Genomic DNA, 22,529 nt, shown 5'->3' with positions numbered 1-22,529 from the left:
GATAACCAATAGACAGACTGAAAACGTGAATAATGCCGGTAAGCAATGTACCAGCTTCAATGAGCCGGGATGTTTCCGGTTCAACGCGATCCGGGCCTCCCCCGAATGACGCACCTGACGGAAGAACTGCATGAGATCCGTCCGCCTTTTATGATAAACCCATGCCGAAGGAAATAGCCGGGTCCGATAACCAGCCTCCATGATCCGTATGCTAAAATCAATGTCCTCACCATATCGCATGCCGGAAAAACCGCCCAGACGCTCATATACATCCCGCCTTATTCCCATATTAAAACTACGGGGATAAAATTTATCCAACTTTTTCTTCCCGCCGCGGATACCACCGGTCGTCAGGAATGAGGTCATGGCGTAATTGATCGCCTTCTGGATCGGGGAAAACGAGGCATGCGCCTTATCCGGGCCACCGAACGCATCCACCGGATAATGATTCAACGAGTCGTGTATATGCTCAAGCCACGTGGAGGGTAGTACCACGTCAGAATCCAGTATGAGCAGATACTCGCCAAGCGCTTGCCTAGCGCCATGATTACGCGCCATACCCGGGCCGGAGTTCGAGATCACATAATAATGAAGATCCAATCGCCTTTGGTATCGCCCAACAATCTCTTTCGCCGGTATCTCCGAACCATCCTCCACCACGATAACCTCAAAATGGACATAGGTTTGCTTGCAAAGGCTTGATAACAGATCATCAAGCTCATCCGGCCTGTTATAAACAGGAATAATAATGGAGTATAAACGCATATCTTTTGTATAAAAGTCTAGCACAAATGTAGACTCATTTTCATACATAGTCAAGGAACACACATGGACAAATCAAGACCAGATAACACTGATAATCAATAAATTAAAAACACGCATATGGACATCCCCTGTTTTTAGTACTCTTTGAGATATTGATCTAGTAAGAAACTTACGTCGGAAGGTATTTGTTTGCTTTTTTTGATACGCTGTTTGATACGCTGTTTCTGTTTGGATACAGACTCGGGGAGAGAGTTCGCAAAAACAGCTATTTGGGAAGAACTGAACCCCATCTTGATTAAGCAGCAATATCGCTTATCTAATTCGGAGAAATCAGGGAAATCTTTCTCTAACCGTGTATAGAACTGATGGTATTGCAAGTTTGTCCAGTTTATGATTAATGACCAATCTGCATCCTTCAGATATTTAGGATGCTCTTTTAGGTCTTTCAATTTATCGAAATAAGGTAATTGCTCATCTAGTTTCTTATATGAGGATTTCAGTAGCTCTTCATATTTCTCTATCTCTTTATGGGACTCCGCATTTTGATCCAATAAACTTTTATTCTCTGAAACAATCTCGTCGATTTCCTGCTGTTTATTATTTAACGTGGCGATCAATTGCTCATTTTCTTTTATACGATTCTCATTCTCTCTTATCGATTCCTTGTAAATTCGTATTTGCTCTCTAGCATGCGCTAAAGATTTTTCCTTCCGCAATACACGATATTGATAGACTATTATAAGAATCAACAGAACCGCAGTGACAAACAAGCCGATTATCTCTTGATTCGTTTTTTCTAGTTTTAGCTGGTTATTTATGTTCAACAATCTCTCATGATCATACCGAGCCTGAATTTCAGCCAATTCTCCAGCATGATTTATTACCTGTAGCGAATCTGAGTAAATAAGATATTGGTTATTATATTCTATGGCCTCCTTGTAAAGTTTTTGTTCTACACATATATAATATAACACTTCATAGGCTTCACTTAGCGTATACAAATTGTCCGTTTCTAAAGATTTCTGAAAGTAGACCTTTGCTGAGTCTAGTTGCCCCAAACTCCAAAAAGCACTACCTATCTTGTAATATATTTGAGGAAGCTTATGTAAGGAAGATACTTGTAAACATAAGTCAAGCTCTTTTCTAGTGTAATGTAAAGCTTTTTCTCCTTGACTTAACTCATTATAAACAACGCCTAGCTCTCCCATAGCCATAGCTTCAAGTTCTAAATTTCCTAATCTTTTAGCATTTTCCAATGATTTACCAAAATAGAACAAGGCACTATCCATTTCATTTTTATGCACATAAGTTCTTCCTAGTTCTGATAGAGCATAAGATATCCGTTCTCCATTTCCTGATCGTAATGCGTATTGATAAGCATCCTTTAATTGTACCAACGATTCTTCATAAAGATCTTGATAACGATACGTATTTCCTAATGATTGGCAGATCAGATAAGTAAAAAGCGGCTCATCCAACCTTGTCATTATATCTTTAGACTTTAAAAAGAGAGGTATCGCTTCCGTTAACTTTTTCTGATCCTCCAATAATTGTCCCTTATAATAATACGCTTGCGCCATCCTTTTCAAGTCATCCTCTTTCTCGAAATAATCCATCGCATCTTGAACCAACTTATCCGAAAAAGGGATATTCAACGAATCCGGAAGGCGTTTACCATATACCTTATCCCGGGCTTGTGCCAACAATAGTGCCCAAGTAGCATAGTTCTTTCCGCTTGAAAGTGATGATTGAGGCATAGAACGTAATATAGATAGAGCGCTATCCGGATGCTCCCACATAACAGATTCCGCACGAGATAGTTCCGCAGGTAATGGTTTTTCTTGGCGCATACAAGAAAAAAGGGTAGCGAAAAGTAGCAAAGTCAGTCCTAGTGTTCTCTTCATTTAGATTACAGTTTACAACTTAAACGCAAGTTATAAAATTTATTTTATAAATACCACTAAAATATTTGTTTTTCAATAGTGATTTTGAGATACAATCAGCCAGTAGGGAGATGCGGCACACTACGTATCTACTAGTTGTATTATGTATTTAAAATATTAGCATATAAGCATTTGCAGTTTTTATGGTAAAAAACAAAAGTTTATCAAGCAGAAAACTTTTGTTTCCCTATATAGAAACTAAAGTTTCTTCAGCACGAAACTTTTGTTTTCCCTAATAGAAACTACTTTTACATATATAGGCACTACGACACACGAACCTAAACGATAATTTGGTTTCTTGCGTTTTCTATCAAAACATGGTAGATAAAGAATGATAATTGTAGATATTTTCTATCTACAACCACTATATAAGATGTTTATTTATAAGGCATATAAGAAGGAATTGTAGATGTGGTAGATATTAAGTGTTTTTTATTAACTGGTAATTTATGGAACTCGATTATATAATCCAACAAGTTCTTGTAACTTTGCAGCCATTTTAATTGAAATCCCGATTGAATATGAAGAACAAATACGAGGCTAGGCTAGGTACGGAACGTATGCTACCGCTGGTTTTCAAAATGGCGCTTCCGGCGGTAGCGGCCCAATTTGTCAACTTACTTTATAATATCGTAGATCGTATCTATATCGGGCATATTCCCGAGATCGGGACAAACGCTTTGGCCGGTATAGGGGTGACCACCTCCATCGTGATCTTGATCTCCTCTTTCTCCGCTATCGTGGGAGCGGGCGGTTCGCCGTTAGCGGCCATCGCTCTCGGACAGGGCGACCGGGAACGGGCCGGAAAAATAGTGGGAAATGGATTTATATTGCTTATCCTATTTACTATATTCACTTCCCTCATCACCTATACCTTCATGGAACCGATCCTGCTTTTTACAGGAGCATCAAAATATACGTTAGGATATGCGGTGGATTATCTCTCTATTTATTTACTGGGCACTCTGTTTGTCGAGATATCCACGGGCTTGAATGCCTTTATCAACGCACAAGGGCGTCCGTCTATCGCTATGTGCTCGGTTTTGATCGGGGCTTTATTGAATATCGTATTAGACCCTATCTTCATTTTCTGGTTGGATATGGGGGTAAAAGGCGCCGCGCTCGCCACGATCCTATCACAAGCTTGCAGTGCCATATGGGTATTGAGCTTCCTTTTCTCAAGACGTGCCTCCTTGCCTTTGGAAAGGCGGTATATGAGACTGGACCGAAGAATCGTACTCTCGATGTTCGCTTTGGGAATTTCTCCGTTCATCATGGCCAGCACGGAGAGTCTGGTGGGTTTCGTCTTGAATAGTAGTTTGAAAAATTTTGGTGATATCTATGTGAGCGCATTGGCTATCTTACAGAGTGCCATGCAATTCGCTAGCGTACCGCTGACCGGTTTTGCCCAAGGATTCGTACCGATCATAAGCTATAATTACGGACATGGAGACAAACAGCGGGTGAAAGATTGTTTTCGTATCGTGCTAATCGTTATGTTCTCTTTCAACTTGATACTCATGCTATTCATGATCTTATTCCCCTCAACCGTAGCCTCCGCTTTTACAAGCGACGAGGAGTTGATCGATACCGTCCGTTGGGTCATGCCCATCTTCTTGGCGGGTATGACGATTTTTGGCTTACAACGAGCTTGCCAGAATATGTTCGTAGCGTTGGGACAAGCTAAGATATCTATCTTTATCGCCTTGCTTCGTAAAGTAATCCTCTTGATTCCTTTGGCATTACTATTACCTCATTTTATGGGGGTAACCGGCGTATACGCGGCAGAAGCCGTATCGGATGCCACGGCCGCTATTTGCTGTACGTTGTTATTTATATGGAAATTCCCGAAGATACTAGGGAAAATCAAGCAAAAAGAAGAAAGGGCTGCCCAATAACGGACAGCCCCCTGATAAAGCCTTAAAGATTAAAATGAATCGTATTAATATCCCGGATTCTGTGTCAAGTTAGGATTCAGGCTAAGGATATCGGCATAGATGGAGAATACCGTTGTATATCCCGTCTTATCCTCTTGATAATCCAGCGAGCTGGCGGAATGTTTCACGCCTACATAGCGGTCTACCGTAGCCTCGGTAAACTTACCGAAACGGATCAAATCCTGCCGGCGTACGCCTTCCCAAGCTAATTCAAGCATACGCTCGTCTAATAGCGTATCCAGCGTTACGTTTTGTAGCGGTTTGGCGCCTACACGGTTACGAACTTGGTTCACCTCATCGTCTCCATTCTGTCCCAGACGAATCTTGGCTTCCGCCTTCATCAGCAATGCGTCGGCGAAACGGAAGATCACGCAGTCATTTCCATGCAAGTTTCCACCATCCTGAGCATTTTGGTCGAACTCATATTTAGCCATACGAGCTCCGGCAGTCTTCACCAACAAACCATCGGAGGCATCCATATATACCTTCGGGGCGTTCGGCTCATATTTCAAAGGCACTTTCTGTCCGTCCCATTCCGTATAGATCGTCTTTCCATCCGGGCCGGTCACCTCGCCCGTAAAATAAGTAAGCTTACAACGAGGATCCTCATCCGCCGTACCGAACTTAAACACGTTCATCGCCTTCACCGTAGCGCAAGAGCCATTCCATCCGGATTGGCCGTAAGCCGTAGCATGATCATAATGGCGGGTACGTACCACGTTATAGTCCTTAGCGTCCGGATAAGCGACCGGGTCCATAGGAACCGTGAAAATATTCTCAACCGAGGTCTCGTTCGCTACGGCGAAATTCTCAGAGAAGTTTCCCTGCAATTTATAGCCCAAAGCCTCCAACTTATCCACATAGGCGATCGTAGCTTCCCAAGCGTTCATCTCTTTACCGTCAACGGTAAACTTGATGTTCTTTCCATCCGGACGATTGCCGTCCGTCCAATTGTCGTCCGCATAAACCTCCGCGTTCAACGCCAACTTAGCCAAGATCATATAAGCCACCGGCTTGGTAATACGTCCGTAATACTCACCTTTTTGGTTACTGCGGTTATCTGAAAGATAAGGCAACGCCTCCTCCAACTCCGAACGGACAAAGTTAAATACAACGCTACGCTCAGATTGCTTTACCTCAGACATCGGTGTCGTAGAGGAAGTTACCAACGGAACACGAGCGAACAAATCCAACAACTCATAATAGAAAAACGCACGGACCGCACGGACCTCTTCCAGATAAACCTTGAAATATTCCACGTCCGGTTGTTCCTCGGCAAAGGCTTGCAACTTATCAACACTCTGGTTACATTTTCCGATCTGCTCATACAAGAAATCCCAAGAGTTCTTGGTCAAATCATTCATCGTACCCCAACGGTGTAAGAAAATATTCTGCCATAAACCGCCATCTTCCCAGTCACCGATACGGCAAGGAAGCATAGCCTCATCGCTGGAGAAGGTATTCAAGTCATATACATGACGGTCGTTACCCATGATCTTGAACATATTATTGTACAGGCTCGCAACCGTGTTTACATAGACCAACGTAGGGCTTTGAAACGCCGTCTCCTCATCAAACGCGTCTGTAGGACGCTCTTCCAAAAAATTAGAACAGGAAGAAAATGCCGCTGCGGCAGCGGCTATCATAAAGCTATATATAAATTTCTTTTTCATGACTTTTTAAATGGATTTAGAAGTTAACACTCAAACCTAATGAATACGTACGGGATAACGGATAGAAACGTTTGTTATCCATACCTAGATCCTTATTATCTTTATCGACCGTCGTACTGTTAATCATCGGAGATAAGCCGGAGTAACCCGTGATCGTAGCTACGTTGTTCACCGAGAATGTCACACGGATATTCTTCACGTATTTCTCGATCTTCTTGCAATCGATGTTGTAACCCAACGTAATATAATCGATATTCAAATAATTACCCTTTTCCAACCAATAATCAGAGATCGACTGATCGTAGATCTTGCTTTCCGGAGCCTTAGCCAATGCGTTGTATGTAGGGAACTGGCTCAAGTTCATATAAGCTAGCGATGTACCGTTGAAGATCTTATGACCGAAAGCGCCGTTCATCTGCGTCATCAAGTCAAAGCGTTTGTAGCGGAAGCTGAAGTTCATTCCCAGATAATATTTCGGCATGGCTTGGCCGGCGATATAACGGTCGCCACCATCATTGGTATCCAAACCCTCTTTTCCATCGATCGTCTGATCCAAGTTGTAGATATAGCGGCCTTCGATAGCGTTTCCATTCTCATCCAAAGCCGGAGTCAAGCCCAAGCAACGAGGAATGTAGAACACTCCGACAGGCTGGCCTACCATCTGATAAACCACACGGTTGTTTCCTACGAAACCGGCACCACTCATACTGGACAGATCCATATATTGTTTCGCCTGCAACTCTTGTCCCATATAAGAACCGCTCAAGGAGTTCAATTTATTCTTCTGGTAAGAGAAATTCACGCCCATGTTGAAATCGAAGTCCTTTGTCTTCACGATACCACCGCTTACAGCCAATTCCACGCCGGAGTTGGTCATCTCTCCCAAGTTCGCCAATAATTCCGGATATACGAACGGAGGAACCGGAACCGCGTATTTATACAACAGATCCGTAGTCTTGGAAGTATACCAATCGGCGGTCAACGTAAAGCGGCCATCGAGGATACCAGCGTCCACACCCACATCGAATGTCTTTTTCACCTCCCAACGCAAGTCCGGGTTCGAGTTACGTGTAAAGCCATAGGTAGCGGTAGAATTTCCATTGACGGAAGTCACACCGTTCGGGCTCATCAAAGCCAACGAGTTATAAGCCTCGATAGCATCTTGGTTACCGGTCAGACCATAACCCGCACGTAGTTTCAACTGGCTCAGCCAATCCACGTCTTTCAAGAAAGCCTCCTCATTCAACACCCAAGCGGCGGAAGCGGAAGGGAAGAAGCCCCATTTATTATTCATACCCAATTTAGAGGAACCATCCGCACGTAAGTTCACGGTGGCGATAAAACGGTTGTCATACATATAATTGAAACGACCCATGAATGAGGCCAGACGATTCTCGTTTTGGAAAGAAGTCACGTCTCCGTATTTCACCGTACCACCCGCTTTCAGATTGTTATAACCGAAGTAATCCGTCTCAAAGCCACGGGCACCGGCGCTAAATCCCGTATAATGATATTTTTGTCCCTCTACCAAGGCCAAAGCGTCGATATGATGTTTCTCATTCAAATCCTTATTATAGGATAACTGGATATTACCCATCAAGATATTCTGCTTATTATCCGCACGGTAACCATGAGCGTCGGAAGTCTGCGTAATCGCTTTCAAATCTTTCGGGATATACTTCATGTTCTCCTTCACGTTATACGTATAAGAGCCGAATGCGCTCAGTTTCAACCCGTCCAAAATCGTCCAAGTCAATTTACCGTGTACGTTCACGTAAGCGTTCTTCTCACGATCCTGTATCTCAAGACGTCCCAGCGGGTTCTGGATCTCGTTCGCGTAGGGATCCTCATCCCATTTGCCATCCTCATTCTTATGCGTAGGGAAGGTTGGGTTGTAAGTGGCGGCCGAATAGAAAGTTTTCTCATAATCGTTCGTATAATCCACTTGCTTCAAGGAACCGAACATACCGAACTCGATTTTCAACTTATTGTTGAACATATTCTGGGAAGCGTCCAGTTTAGCCGTATAATTCTTCATACCGCTATTCTTGATAATACCCTGTTGATCGATCACGCCTACAGAAGCACGATAATTCGAATCGTCGTTACCTGCGCCGAAAGAGATGTTATGATTCTGCGTATAACCCAATTGCTCGATCTCGTCGAAGAAATTCGTATTACCTCCCATATCCAGCGGAGTCATACCTAACGCCTTCGCCGTAGAGCGGAACTCATCGGCGGATAACATCTTCAAGTTCTTATAAACATTACTGATACCGAAGTTGCCGTTATAACTCAACGTCTTCATACCGTTCTTACCTTTCACCGTAGTCACTACGATTACACCGGCGGCACCACGTGAGCCGTACTGAGCGGTCTCGGAAGCGTCCTTCAAGATCGTGAACGTCTCGATGTCGGCGGGAGCGATCGCGTCCAACATGCTCAAATCACCGAATACGCCATCGATAATCACCAAGGGATCATTACCACCGGACAAAGAGGTCGTACCACGTACACGGATAGAAGGCTTAGAGGCAGGGTCGCCACCCGTCTTGGAGATTACCACACCGGCAACCTTACCCTTCAAGGATTCCAACGGCGTGTTTACCACACCTTGGTTCATATCCTCTTTCTTGATACGCTCTACCGCACCGGAGATCGTACGCTTGCTACCGGTAGCGTAACCTACTACTACCACCTCGTCCAACGCCTCTACATCCTCGTCCAGAATGATATTCAGGTTCTGCTGTCCATTTACCGGGATCTCTTGTGATTTATAACCGATATAAGAGATGGTCAGAGTCCCGTCTTTCGGAGCTGCCAACGTGAAATTTCCGTCCATATCGGAAATCGTACCATTCGTTGTTCCTTTCACAAGGACACTAGCTCCAATAATCGGATCGCCGAATTTAGAGTCTTTCACTACACCTTTTACGGTAATGTCTTGAGCATAACTGCTAAAGGAAAGAAAAAGTCCCAAAAGAAGTAGGAACAAACCTCTTTCCCGCAAAGAGAAGAAATGCTTTTTCATGCTTTACAATTTAAGATTACTAAATTAATTTTATTTATTTCGTTTGCTTGATAAAACAACCAAGAGGGGGAATCCCCCCCTTCTCGGACATAAAATAATCTTACAGGAATAAAGGGCGGGTAAAAGCGGGCCTAGTTGTTATATAATAAATTGATTTGATCATAAAATAGAATACTTTTGTTACATTTGCCTCAATCTTTTATCTAAAGTGGTATGTGTGAGCAATTGTATCTAACGGATGATCGTCTTCTTTTCGATAAGATCAGAGGGGGCAACGCAAAGGCGTTCGAATACGCTTTTCGCAAGTTCTCTCCCCGTTTAGAGGCATTTGCCCAGAAATACACCAACGATACAAACGAGGCGGAGGATATCGTACAGGATGTATTCTTGAAATTATGGGAAAGAAGGGAGTTGCTGGATAACATCTCGCTGACCTCTTTTCTTTTCATGATGGTAAGGAATAGTTGTCTAAACTATTTAAAACACCGTCAGATAGCCGATACGGTACAGCAACGGATACCGGATACCGAGACTGCCGAGCGATTATACGCGGCGGATTTCGTACCTGACCCTTCCTCCTTGCTGATCCAAAAGGAACTGTCCGACTCGATCGATCAGATTATGGAGGAACTGCCGCCCAAATGCAAGGAAGCGTTCGTTCTCAGCCGTCTGAATGGCTTGAAAAACCGGGAGATAGCGGAACATATGGCTATTACGGAGAAAGTGGTGGAGAAACACATTACCCGTGCCTTGAAACGATTCCGGGATGGATTAAGGCGTTATGCCTTATTACTGGGAACGCTCCTTAGTCTTTGGAAATGGTAATACAGATTTAGTAAAACAGGAAAATGGAGAATAAACGATTCGAACATATAATTACACGGTATCTGAAAGGCAAGGCGACCCCGGAGGAAGAAGCGGAGTTGCTTCAAGCCATCCATGCCTCCAAGGAATGGGAGGCCGCTTTCCGGAAGCGAACCGCCGAATGGAATCCTTTGGAAGAGGCTGAAGCCGATCCGGAAACGGACCGGAAATGGAATCGGATCGCTTCGATCATCACGCCCTCGGAATCTCAATCGCAAACAGAAGAGGCACCGGTTATTTCCTTGGTCTCAACTTCTTCCCGAAGAATATGGTTCTCGATAGCAGCGGTGGTCTTACTATTGCTTGTATCCGGAGTTACCGTCTATTTCTTGAATCAAGGCGGAAAAGCGGGAACAGGAAATGCCGAATGGCAAACGATTATAGCTGCGCAAGAGGATCGTTCGATCCTTTTACCCGATGGTAGTTCCGTTTATTTGAGAGAGAATTCCGAGCTAAGCTATCCCGAGGTATTCGCCTCTTCCGTACGAGAAGTGAAAATCAGAGGAGAAGCCTTCTTTGAGGTCACTCCCAATAGCGAGCAGCCTTTTATAGTTGATGCTTCCGGCTTATCGGTCAAGGTACTGGGAACCTCTTTCAGCGTACAGACCTCCGATCAAGGAAACGAGATCTCCGTGATCTTGGTAGAAGGAAAGGTGAGCCTGAATAATGCGCATGAGAAAGAATTGGTACAGTTGCATCCGAACCAAAAAGCCGATTATTTCGTGAATGACGAACATTATACGGTAACGGAAGTTGATAGTGAACGGCTTACCTCGTGGAGAAAAGGGATCATCTTTTATGATAACGCTTCCTTAGATGAAATCGTACGCTTGATCGAACAAACCTATAAGGTCTCACTCATGTACACACGTCCGGAAAACGATGATCAACGTTTCTCCGGCGCTTTTCTAAAGACACAAAAATTAGAAACCGTATTACAACAAACCAATAAACTCACGGGTACGAACTTGATTCTTATTCAATGAAGAGATACGCGCCACTGCTGTTAACCTTTCTTTTTCTCCCGCTGCTCTTCTCCTGCTTCGATCTGGAAGAAGACCTATACGACCAGCTGGAGAAAGAGGATTATTATACGGATTATGAATCCTTAATGGCCTCCGTACTCCGTCCTTATGAGCATGCGAAATGGGCGGAGACTAATTTCTCTTTCTGGCTGCAAGAGTTATCGGCGGATCAACTCGTGATCACCCAAAAACGAGAGCATTGGGAAGACGGGGGCGTATGGCGTATGATCCACCAACATACATGGGACACGTACGAGAAAAACAGTGAGCAAATGTGGAACGCTTGCTACGGAGGTATCGGATATTGTAATAATACATTGGCGGATATCCAAGAGTTATCATATGATAACTTCGGACTCTGCGAGTCCGACAAGCGGCAGCATATCGCCGAGCTTACCGCTTTACGGGCTTATTTCCAACTTTTACTTCTGGATGCGTTCCGCATCCCCGCGATCTCCCTCACGACAGAGGAAGAGGTCGGTTCAGCCACCCCACAAGAAAATTTCCACTTTATAGAAGAGAGCTTATTAAACGCCATCCCCGATTTACCCAAGGCACCCTCTAAGAATTACGAGGGACGTATCACCCAAGGAGCGGCGGCCGTATTATTGATGAGGCTCTATTTTAACGCGTCTTGGTACATCAATATACCGATGTGGGAACAGACCGGAGCGCTTTGCGAACGGATTATCAACGGAGAGTTCGGCACTTACTCTCTCACCTCGGAATGGACCGATTTATGGAACGCAGGCAATCAAGATTGTCCGGAATTAATCTGGTCTTATCCCCAGTCCCGGCAAGTAGGATATGATGATTTTTACTATCTGTTTTTTATGCACTACCAAGCGCCCGAACGATTCGGCTGTGGCAAGGATTTGCCGGCGGCCTATAATGGTTGTCACCTCAGTCCCTCTTACGATCCATCCGGCAAGCCCTACCCTTATACGTTAGGACGCACGTTTTCCAAATTTCCTGATACGGATCTCCGGAAGAAGAACTTCAAGGTACTCTCACAAGGCATTTACGAGGGATTATTCCTCTTCGGACCCCAACAGATATACAATAGCGACCAGCTTCAGTATGGTGCCGAGGAATGGGGAAACTACCCCCTCATTTTCATAGATCAAGTAGCACGTTATTCCGACCATCTATCCGATACGGAAAAGAAAGCGCTCACAGATAAACAATTATCTTCCGATACGCCGTGGATCATACAAGATAAAAGATTCACCTCCCTCGCATCCAATATCAAGACCGGCGAGGAGAATACAGGTATCCGTATCGTGAAATATCCGCTTTATCCATCCGGAGACGTGGGGCTGATGGCGAATAATCTGGTAGTGTTACGGCTGACAGAGGTTTATTATACGCTGGCGGAAGTTTCCTTCCGTCTGGGTAATCCAGCCAAGGCCGAGGCGATCTTGAACCAGATACGCAAACGATACTATGCGCCGGAAGACTGGGAACAAGTACGCTATCCGGAAGATGGCTCCGTCCTTACCGCACAGGAATTATTGGATGAATGGGGACGTGAATTTCTAGCGGAGAAACGAAGACGTACCGATTTAAACCGGTTCGGCCTATTCACGACCGGTATCTGGTGGGATAAGCAACCCTCCGATAGTTATCGCCGGTTCTATCCGATACCTGCCCGGGCGATATCGGCCAATCCCTTATTGAAACGCTCGGAAGGATATATCTATTAACCGTTTAATTCACCCTATGCAAATCAAGATATACATATCATTCTTAATAACGGCTCTGTTCCTTTGCGTCCCGCATACACGGGCCCAAGAGATCGAGGTTCCCATCACCTTGAATGAACATGGGACTCAATTAAGGGATGTATTGCGGAAAATAGAGCAACAATCCCCTTATCTTTTCCTATACAACGAGACTCAGTTGGATATGAAACAGAAAATCAATGAGAAAATAACCTCGCCGGATATCCGTAAAATACTAGACCGGCTATGCGGACCGATCGGGATACGCTATGAGATCATGGACGTACAAATCTTGTTGATGCCTAAGATCGATACGGGGAAGCCCAAGCCCTATCCAGTCCCGGTTACGGGTTATATCACGGATGAGAAAGGGTCTCCCATGGAATTTGTCTCGGTAATCGACCTTCTTTCCGGTAAAGGAGGACTAACGAATGAGGAAGGGTATTTCCGCTTCTTTACAGATAAGGATTCGTGCCGGCTACAAATCTCCCATCTGGCCTATAAGCCGGAGCTAAGGACGGTGGGGCCCGATAACCGTCATTTACAGATCCAATTGATACCGGCCGTCTTTAATTTGGACGAGGTGGTAGCGATCGGCTACGGAACCTTGGCACGCAAGGAGCTGACATCAGCCGTGGGTTATGTATCCTCGGAACGGTTCTTATCCGGGAAGGTCAACAATCCCATCCAAGGCATCAAAGGATTGATCGCCGGAATGAGCATCTCGGGATCTTCCTTGTCCGATATAAACTCGATACCGGATATACAGATACGGGGCGCCGGGTCTATTTTGGCCGGAAACAATCCGCTAGTCGTGGTAGATGGGGTACCCGGAGTATCCTTGAATAGTTTATCACTAGCCGAAATCGCCTCCATATCGGTATTAAAAGACGGATCTTCCGCCGCCATTTACGGATCGAACGGGGCTAACGGAGTGATCTTGATAACGACCAAAAGCGGTAAAAGCTCGGATAAGTTGCAGGCCAATTACCAAACCTACCTAGCGGCCGCTCACGAATATAATAGACCTCGTGTCCTTTCGCCCGAAGCCTTTGTAGCAGCCGGGAGAGACGCTGATCTAGGGTACCATACGGATTGGCAAGCCGCTTTGATACGTTCCTGCCCCTTGGAACAAAATCATGATTTATCCATTCAAAACGGATGTAAAAGCGGGGCGTTCCGTATCTCCATGAATTACAGGGACGGACAAGGACTAGACATTGTATCCTCCCGCCGGGAATACGCCTTACGTACCCATATCAGCCAAAACCTCCTCTCCGGCTATCTGGAGCTAACCGTATCGCTCGCTTACAAAAAACAACATTTGCGCCTAGGTAACCATACAGCTTTCCAACAAGCGATGCTAGCCAATCCTACCGCCCCGATCTATACCGATGAGGAGGAGACGGAGTATCTCTATCCTTCCGGTTTCGAGCGGGATAATCCCGTAGCCTCACTAAAAGAGGAAAACCGGCAACAAGAGAACCAGTTTATGACCGGCTCGCTAACCGCACGGATCAACTGGAGCAAACCTTTTTACTCCACCATTATGCTCGCCGAGAACCGGGAAGAGAGTGAGGAAAATGTCTATTGGACCTCACGGGCCAAAGAATCCGTAGACAATAACCGGAAAGGGCGAGCGGATCGTACCTCTTCCAAATATGTAAACCGGACGCTAGACTGGACCAATCATTACGATAATACGTGGGACCAGCACATGGTCAAAGCGATGATAGGCTATTCATTCCAACGTTGGGATCATTCGGGAATGAACGCCGGAAATGCCGACTTTCCTACCGACTTCTTCACATGGAACAACATAGGCACCGGTTCTTACCTTACCGATGGAAAAGCGACTTTAAGCTCATTCAAGAATTCCAGCAAGTTGATTAGTGTCTTTGCCCGGTTTAATTATTCCTACCGGGACTTATTGATGCTTTCCGCCTCGTTTCGCAGGGAAGGTTCCAGTAAATTCGGGGCGAATCATAAATGGGGCAACTTCCCTGCCCTTTCGGGTGGTATACGCTTGAGCGAGTTACCCGCCTTCCAAACGGAATGGTTGGACGATCTTAAATTCAGGGTTGGTTACGGGGTATCGGGCCGCCATAATTTCTCCCCTTACCAATCGCTAGAGACGTACGCCGGAGCGGGTAAAGTCATGGTAGATGGCAAATGGATACAAGTATTCGGACCTAGCAATAACCCCAATCCGGATTTACGCTGGGAAAAAAGCCTGCATACCAACATAGGCGCCGAGGCGATCTTACTTAACTCCCGCCTCATGCTCTCCTTGAATCTATTCAAACGTACGACAAAAGATCTCCTGTTTGTCTACAACGCAATCAAGCCTCCCATGATCCATGACAATATCACGACAAACGTAGGTACTATCGACTCCAAGGGATTGGAATGGGAAATGAACTGGCTACCCGTGCGTACCAAGAACTTTCAATATTCGGCAAGCCTCACCGGTAGCCTATTGAGCAGTACGCTGAAAAGCCTTTCCAACAACCAGTTCAAGCTAGGCTATACCTATCTGTATGATCTTCCCACCCCCGGATTACCCGGCCCGGCTATCCGCTTGGAGGAGGGAAAGCCAATCGGCTCCTTTTTCGGTTGGCGCTATGCCGGAACCGACGCCGAGGGTAATATCTTGGTATGGAGCAAAGACGGGAGAAAGATCCCGACCACGGAACGAACCGAGGAAGACAAGAATTTTATCGGCAACGGCGTACCGAAAGTGCAGCTCTCTTTCAGCCATACGTTTACTTGGAAGAATTTTGATTTACGATTGTTTTTCACCTCTTGGCTGGGGTACGACCTGTTGAATCTGAAACAAATGTACTACGGGCTACAAAACGTACCGGTTACCAATCTTTTAGAAGACGCTTATACCCGTAACGACGCCATCAAGGGAGACAAGATCTATTGCGATTATTTTCTTGAGAACGGTAATTTCCTGAAATTAGAAGAATTGACCTTGGGATATAAAATTCCTCTCCCAGACAATAAATGGATTCAATCGTTACGCTGCTATTTCTCGGTAAATAATGTATTTACACTTACCGGATATACCGGAGGCGATCCCGCTAATATCAACGTGAATGGCGTAGAACCCGGTATCGAGACCACTTCCATCTATCCTGTAGCCCGTACCTTCACGCTGGGATTATCCGTCCAATTCTAAAGGCCTCCACTGCAAGCCGGGTTGCAGTAACACAACCCGCAAGGCTCTATCCGGGAAACCTGTAGTCAATATTTATTTTGTACGAAAAGCAAGCGCAAAAGGAACAACCTAATCAGTTAATCCCTAACTTTGTGAGCCTAAACAGTAGAAAACATGGTACAAAGATTCGATTACTTAGTGATAGGCTCAGGAATCGCCGGTATGAGTTTCGCTCTGAAAGTAGCCAATGAAGGCAAGAGCGTAGCACTTATCTGTAAAGCCGGACAAGAAGAAGCCAACACATATTTCGCACAAGGAGGTATCGCTTCCGTAACCAACTTGAAAGTAGATAATTTCGAGAAGCACATAGAAGACACGATGATCGCCGGCGACTGGATCAGCGACCGGGCAGCCGTGGAGAAAGTCGTGCGCGAGGCCCCTGCCCAGATCGAGGCGCTTATCCGATGGGGAGTTAATTTCGATAAGAAAGAAAGCGGAGAATTCGATCTGCATAAAGAAGGAGGACACTCCGAGTTTCGTATCCTGCACCATGCCGACAATACGGGAGCCGAGATACAGACGAGCTTGATAGAAACGGTAAACAACCATCCCAACATCACCGTATTCACGAACCATTATGCGGTAGAGATTATCACCCAGCACCATATGGGCATTATCGTCACCCGCCATACCCCCGGTATCAAATGTTTCGGTGCCTATGTATTGAACGAGGATACGGGCGAGGTACATACTTTCTTGTCAAAGATAACCGTTATGGCGACAGGCGGTTGCGAGGCCGTTTACCGGAATACGACAAACCCGCTGGTAGCTACCGGAGACGGTATCGCCATGGTTTACCGCGCGAAAGGCTCCGTAAAAGATATGGAGTTTATCCAGTTCCACCCGACCGCCTTGTATCATCCGGGCGACCGTCCCTCTTTCCTCATCACCGAGGCGATGCGCGGATATGGAGCTGTATTGAGAAACCTTGGCGGCGAGGAGTTCATGCATAAATATGATCCCCGTCTTTCCTTGGCTCCCCGTGATATCGTAGCCCGTGCGATCGATAGCGAGATGAAACAACGGGGTGAAGACCATGTCTATTTGGACGTGACGCACAAAGATCCGGAAGAGACGAAGAAACACTTCCCCAATATCTATAAGAAATGCCTCAGCTTAGGGATCGATATCACGAAAGATTACATCCCGGTAGCCCCTGCGGCCCATTATTTATGTGGAGGTATCAAGGTAGACCTAAACGGGCAATCCAGCATCCGTCGCCTATATGCGATCGGAGAATGCTCTTGTACCGGCCTGCACGGTGGTAACCGCTTAGCTTCAAACTCATTGATCGAGGCAGTTGTATATGCCGACGCCGCGGCGAAACACTCATTAAGCGTCATGGATCGCTATGAGTTTAACCAAGATGTACCGGAATGGAACGATGAGGGAACGATCACCAATGAAGAGCGTGTATTGATCACCCAAAGCATGAAAGAGGTAAACCAGATCATGGAAGCGTATGTAGGTATCGTTCGTAGTAACACACGTTTGATCCGTGCGTGGAACCGTCTGGATATTTTATATGAGGAGACAGAGAGCCTTTTCAAACGTTGTAAGGCATCCCGTGAATTATGTGAGTTGCGTAATATGATCAATGTAGGTTATTTGATCACTCGTCAAGCGATGGAACGGAAAGAGAGCCGGGGATTACATTATACGATTGATTATCCGCCGGTTAAATAATTGAAAATTGAGAATTGAAAATTGAGAATTACTAACTATGTTAATTCTCAATTTTCAATTCTCAACTTTTAATTATCAATAGTTCTGTTTCATCGGTTCGAAATAAGCTTGCGGATGAGCGCATGCCGGACAGTTAACCGGAGCTTTCTTGCCCTCGAATACGAAACCACAGTTGCGACATTGCCACAAGATAGCCTCAGCTTTCTCAAATACCGTACCTGTTTCTACATTATTCAATAACTTACGGTAACGATTCTCATGCTCTGCCTCTACCTTAGCGATCATCTTGAAAGCTACAGCGATAGCGGGGAAACCTTCTTCCTCTGCGATCTTAGCGAACTCAGGATACAATTCAGCCCACTCCTCATTCTCACCAGCTGCCGCGGCTGCCAAGTTCTCAGCGGTTGTTCCGATTACGCCCGCAGGATAAGAAGCGGTAATCTCAACCATTCCACCTTCCAAGAATTTAAAGAAACGTTTAGCGTGTTCCTTCTCTTGCTCGGCTGTTTCCATGAAAACACCTGCGATTTGCTCGTAACCTTCTTTCTTGGCTACGCTAGCGAAAAATGTGTAACGACTTCTTGCCTGAGATTCTCCGGCGAATGATTTCAATAAATTCTGCTCGGTACGTGTACCTTTAATACTTTTTTCCATAATGCTAATTTTATGTAGTAAATTAATGAGTCTGTTTTGTATATCGTTTTTCTTATGACCGATCAAAAGTAAGAATTTGTTTCCAAACATCGATTACGCAAACATTAAATAATATCTATCGGGAGATAGATATCACTTATTTATCAAGGAGCAACTTCTCTACCTTTATATTATGAAACAACAAATCCTCCTAAATTGTTTACACAAAATCGGAATGCGTCTTTAGATTTTTTGCATCTTCTTTATTTTATTAACTTTGCATCCTCAAATCAAACAGGCAAGAAGAAAAATGAAGAACAAATTTGATTTTCAGCCCAAGCTCTTTACGGCGCTGAGAAATTATTCCAAAGAGAGGTTCATGACGGATCTCATGGCGGGTATAATTGTCGGCATAGTTGCCCTACCACTCGCCATCGCTTTTGGTATCGCCTCCGGGGTAAGTCCGGAAAAAGGATTGATCACGGCTATTATCGGTGGATTCATCGTCTCCCTTTTAGGAGGCTGCAACGTACAGATCGGCGGACCTACCGGAGCGTTTATCGTGATCGTTTATGGCATTATACAGAACTTCGGTATCGAAGGGCTTGCCATCGCTACCGTCATAGCGGGTATTATTCTGGTATTGATGGGCGTGTTGAAGCTCGGTACCGTGATTAAGTTTATCCCCTACCCGATTGTCGTAGGTTTCACGAGTGGTATCGCTATCACTATCTTCACGACACAAATGAAAGACTTATTTGGATTGACTATGGATAAAGTCCCCGCCGATTTCATCTCTAAATGGATCGCATATTTCGGGGCGTTCGATACGGTTAACCCTTGGGCATTCGTTATCGGTATCATTAGTATCCTGATCATTACGTTAAGCCCGAGGCTAACGAAGAAAATTCCGGGTTCCTTGATCGCTATCGTCATCATGACGATCGTTGTTTACATTATGCGTAATCATTTGGGTATTACAGGTATCGAGACGATTGGAGACCGGTTTACTATTAACGCTTCCTTGCCAGCCCCGGCTCCGATCACGTTTAATATGGAAACTATCAACTTATTGCTTCCCTCCGCCTTTACGATCGCTATCCTTGGGGCTATCGAGTCTTTATTATCCGCTACGGTAGCGGATGGTGTGACAGGCGACAAGCATAATTCGAATACGGAACTAATCGCCCAAGGCGCGGCGAATATCATCGTTCCTATTTTTGGCGGTATTCCCGTGACCGGCGCCATCGCCCGTACAATGACCAATATAAATAATGGTGGACGAACTCCGGTTGCCGGTATTATTCACGCCATCGTATTATTATTGATCTTGCTTTTCCTCGGGCCGCTTACCAAACACATTCCAATGGCTTGTCTGGCTGGCGTATTGATCATCGTATCTTATAATATGAGTGAGTGGCGTACGTTCCGTTCCTTGATGAAAAACCCGAAAAGCGACGTATCCGTCTTGTTGGTGACTTTCTTCCTGACGGTTATCTTTGATCTTACGATCGCTATCGAGATCGGTCTTTTGATCGCCATGTTATTCTTTATGCGCCGTGTGGCCGAGACCACGCATGTATCCGTCACCACGGATGAGATCGATCTTTCCGACGAGGGCGAGATTCATCATGACGAGGAAGTCCTCTCCCTGCCTAAAGGTGTAGAGGTATACGAGATCGATGGTCCGTTCTTTTTCGGCGTAGCGAATAAGTTCGACGGCATCATGAAAAGTATGGGAGATAAACCGAAAGTCCGCATCATCCGTATGCGTAAGGTTTCGTTCATAGATTCTACCGGTCTGCATAACTTGGAAAGTCTTTTCCGTCTTTCCGAGGCAGAGCATATCCATATGATACTTTCCGGGGTCAATGAACATGTACACCGTGTATTGACAAAATCCGGATTCGATAAGAAGATTGGCGCAGAAAATATTTGCAGTAATATCAATGAGGCAGTAGAGAAAGCGAAAGCTGCCGTACAAGACTAAGATACTATCAGACAGTGGGAGACGCAGCATGCTGCGTCTCTACAACTGGATATTTATTCCGGTAAATAATACCAGTCCTCTGGTAAGACAGCTTCCTTTATTTTACGGCAGGAAACCCCGACCTCCAAGGCCTCGCCCATATAATCCTCGAAATACAAAACACGTAATTCGTGGAAACCAGCGTCTAACGCTACCTTTCCTTTCGCTATACGAGCATTATGAGAGCCATCATTATCAACAATAGCTTTACCGTCTATAAATAGTTTGGAACCATCATCCGAATACGTATAAAAGCGATATACACCTTTTTCAGGGATATTTATCAACGTACGGAACTCATAAGCGAAATGATCCTTGGCCGGAGCCTCCTGAATAGAGATATTTTTCATCGTACCCTCTTTCACTTTTGTCCCGGAAGCGATCTGATCCGTATGTTTAAATTTACCTTCATAATAGGTATAAGCTACCCCGTGCTTTTTAGGTTTTACCGTTTTGGCGGGTAAGAATTCCATCGTTTCCTCATCCTTAGAGGTCAGGCCAGATGGATAATAATACGTATATTCCTTTCCGGACGGGGTACGAATCCATGAATCAAACTCAAACTTGCCTTCACGCAATTCAATGATACGGCCACCCCGCTCGAAATCTCCATAAGCGTCCCATCCGGATACACGCCCGAAAGCTAGCCCCACATTATATAACATTCCTATATAATCGTTATCATGATCGTGCCCGGCGAAAGTAGCCATCACATCCTTCATTTCCACCAAGGAAGCGAAGAAGCCCGTGTTGATCTTGGGAGAGGCGATTCCCTCTTCTTTCTGTCCTAATGTAGTCTCCGCCCCAACGATCTCATTATATTCCAGCAGAGGAATATGAAAAAAGGCCAAGGCTGGCAACGGTTTGCCGCCATTTTCCTTGGTATAGCGCATACTTTGCTCACGATACCAATGGATCTGGTCGAAATGAATCCAATCATACGTGCCGTAATCTTTTAGCGTAGGATAATCGTTGGAGTCGATACAATACAATAAGGCCGCCGGTTTCTTTCCGTCCGAACTGTAGACCGGTACCACATAGTTTCCGGCTCCATGGATATCACCCGGTCCCTTCTCGCCCATAAAATAAGGTGATTTACTAAGCATGGCATAAATCTCGTCCTTGGAGACGATCTCCGCGTCATGATTTCCCATCATGACCGTAAACGGTATCTTGGCCTCCTCAAAGATCCCGATCACCGACTTCCATCCTTCCAAACCGGGGTTTGCTGTCACCACGTCGCCCGTCAGCATTGCCACATCCGGATTCTCCGCCTTTAATACGGATTGTATCGTAGCGACTGTCTTAGCGCATTTAGATGATTTCTGATCCCAATGAATGTCTGTAAATTGGACGATCTTGAATTTCCCATCCTTGAAAGCAAGCTGTTTTTGCGCGAATAAGCTCATCGGGGCACAAAAGCACAACAAGGCTATCGCTAATAAAAAAGTCTTTTTCATGTTCTTCGATTTAGTAATTGGGGGCTAAGTTATAAAAAAAAGAGAGCGATGTATAAAAACAGGCTCTCTTCCTTATGTTAAATGCCACAATGAAACCCTTGCTGTCAAACAAAAGCTATATACATATCCGCAAGCCGGGTTTTCCTGTCAAAATGCGGGATCTCTTTTACTATTTTCTCACAATCCTCAAGGCTCATTCCTCCTTTAGGTTCCCCCCAGTACCAAAGTTTAGGGGTATTCTGTTTTTTACTTGTTGACTCCATAATTCTCGTTGTTTTTATCGTAAGACAGGAAACGCTCAAATACCCCTATCCTCAAAATATATAAAAGATTAAAATAATGTGAATTTATATCCTACCGACAACCCCAATTTCAAATCCCGGTCATTGACACAATTCTGGAAATAGTTCACTCCCACATAAAATCTTTTTACCTCTATACCGGCCGCCGCCGTAGCTCCCAGATTCCAATATTCACCACTACCGGTGTAAGCACCCGCATTTAATCGGAGATTCACTTTATCGCTCAACGGA

At 45.1% G+C, this 22,529-nt stretch carries 14 protein-coding genes and 1 pseudogene; 7 read left to right on the top strand and 8 right to left on the bottom strand.

The window, feature by feature from the left end; all coding sequences use genetic code 11:
* Positions 1-765 (bottom strand): glycosyltransferase family 2 protein (locus DWX33_RS08940; protein ID WP_233570158.1); only part of this gene is annotated, 765 nt, incomplete at its 3' end.
* 134 nt (positions 766-899) lie between these two features.
* A complete protein-coding gene (locus DWX33_RS08935; RefSeq protein ID WP_122380229.1) occupies positions 900-2,669 on the bottom strand; it encodes a tetratricopeptide repeat protein in 1,770 nt (589 codons plus the stop codon).
* Positions 2,670-3,229: 560 nt separating this feature from the next.
* Here DWX33_RS08935 and DWX33_RS08930 point away from each other — a divergent pair.
* Entirely contained in the window at positions 3,230-4,606 is a 1,377-nt protein-coding gene (locus DWX33_RS08930; protein ID WP_005863698.1) for an MATE family efflux transporter, read from the top strand.
* Between the two features lie 44 nt (positions 4,607-4,650).
* Here the strand turns inward: DWX33_RS08930 and DWX33_RS08925 are convergent, their stop codons facing one another.
* Together DWX33_RS08925 and DWX33_RS08920 are read right to left on the bottom strand one after the other, a co-directional pair.
* Positions 4,651-6,318: a RagB/SusD family nutrient uptake outer membrane protein gene (locus DWX33_RS08925; RefSeq protein ID WP_008773172.1), complete on the bottom strand. Its 1,668-nt coding sequence runs from the start codon at positions 6,316-6,318 to the stop codon at positions 4,651-4,653.
* Between the two features lie 16 nt (positions 6,319-6,334).
* Positions 6,335-9,349 carry a TonB-dependent receptor gene (locus DWX33_RS08920; RefSeq protein WP_122115092.1) on the bottom strand — a complete coding sequence of 1,005 codons (3,015 nt, stop codon included), beginning with the start codon at positions 9,347-9,349 and terminating at the stop codon, positions 6,335-6,337.
* 213 nt (positions 9,350-9,562) lie between these two features.
* On the opposite strand from DWX33_RS08920, the gene DWX33_RS08915 reads away from it, so the two are divergent.
* From DWX33_RS08915 to nadB, 5 genes are all read left to right on the top strand, one after another.
* The gene (locus tag DWX33_RS08915; RefSeq protein WP_008773174.1) at positions 9,563-10,174 is read left to right on the top strand and encodes an RNA polymerase sigma-70 factor; all 612 of its coding nucleotides are present in this window, start codon (positions 9,563-9,565) and stop codon (positions 10,172-10,174) included.
* A 23-nt stretch (positions 10,175-10,197) separates the two neighbouring features.
* Entirely contained in the window at positions 10,198-11,199 is a 1,002-nt protein-coding gene (locus DWX33_RS08910; protein WP_122380228.1) for a FecR family protein, read from the top strand.
* A complete protein-coding gene (locus DWX33_RS08905; RefSeq protein WP_122380227.1) occupies positions 11,196-12,944 on the top strand; it encodes a RagB/SusD family nutrient uptake outer membrane protein in 1,749 nt (582 codons plus the stop codon). Before DWX33_RS08910 ends, DWX33_RS08905 begins: the two co-directional genes overlap by 4 nt.
* Before the next feature lie 16 nt (positions 12,945-12,960).
* A complete protein-coding gene (locus tag DWX33_RS08900) occupies positions 12,961-16,149 on the top strand; it encodes a SusC/RagA family TonB-linked outer membrane protein (protein ID WP_233570147.1) in 3,189 nt (1,062 codons plus the stop codon).
* Positions 16,150-16,302: 153 nt separating this feature from the next.
* Positions 16,303-17,874, top strand: coding sequence for an L-aspartate oxidase (nadB, locus tag DWX33_RS08895; RefSeq protein WP_057327032.1), 1,572 nt, complete (start codon positions 16,303-16,305; stop codon positions 17,872-17,874).
* Between the two features lie 75 nt (positions 17,875-17,949).
* Here the strand turns inward: nadB and rbr are convergent, their stop codons facing one another.
* The gene (rbr, locus tag DWX33_RS08890) at positions 17,950-18,528 is read right to left on the bottom strand and encodes a rubrerythrin (RefSeq protein WP_008777696.1); all 579 of its coding nucleotides are present in this window, start codon (positions 18,526-18,528) and stop codon (positions 17,950-17,952) included.
* 289 nt (positions 18,529-18,817) lie between these two features.
* On the opposite strand from rbr, the gene DWX33_RS08885 reads away from it, so the two are divergent.
* Complete coding sequence (locus DWX33_RS08885) at positions 18,818-20,497, top strand: SulP family inorganic anion transporter (RefSeq protein ID WP_005860327.1); 1,680 nt, start codon at positions 18,818-18,820, stop codon at positions 20,495-20,497.
* Between the two features lie 53 nt (positions 20,498-20,550).
* Here DWX33_RS08885 and DWX33_RS08880 read toward each other — a convergent pair whose 3' ends face one another.
* From DWX33_RS08880 to DWX33_RS08875, 3 genes and pseudogenes are all read right to left on the bottom strand, one after another.
* Positions 20,551-21,996 (bottom strand): PA14 domain-containing protein, encoded by a 1,446-nt coding sequence (locus tag DWX33_RS08880; protein ID WP_122380226.1) that lies wholly within the window; start codon positions 21,994-21,996, stop codon positions 20,551-20,553.
* A 104-nt stretch (positions 21,997-22,100) separates the two neighbouring features.
* The gene (locus DWX33_RS22520; RefSeq protein WP_005860331.1) at positions 22,101-22,259 is read right to left on the bottom strand and encodes a hypothetical protein; all 159 of its coding nucleotides are present in this window, start codon (positions 22,257-22,259) and stop codon (positions 22,101-22,103) included.
* A gap of 68 nt (positions 22,260-22,327) precedes the next feature.
* A pseudogene (locus DWX33_RS08875) lies at positions 22,328-22,529 on the bottom strand (hypothetical protein); the annotation flags it as partial.

It is taken from the genome of Parabacteroides sp. AF19-14, assembly GCF_003635485.1.
Classification (GTDB): domain Bacteria; phylum Bacteroidota; class Bacteroidia; order Bacteroidales; family Tannerellaceae; genus Parabacteroides; species Parabacteroides distasonis.
Note: the sequence above shows the minus strand (reverse complement) of the source record. Positions and strands in the feature narration are given on the sequence as shown.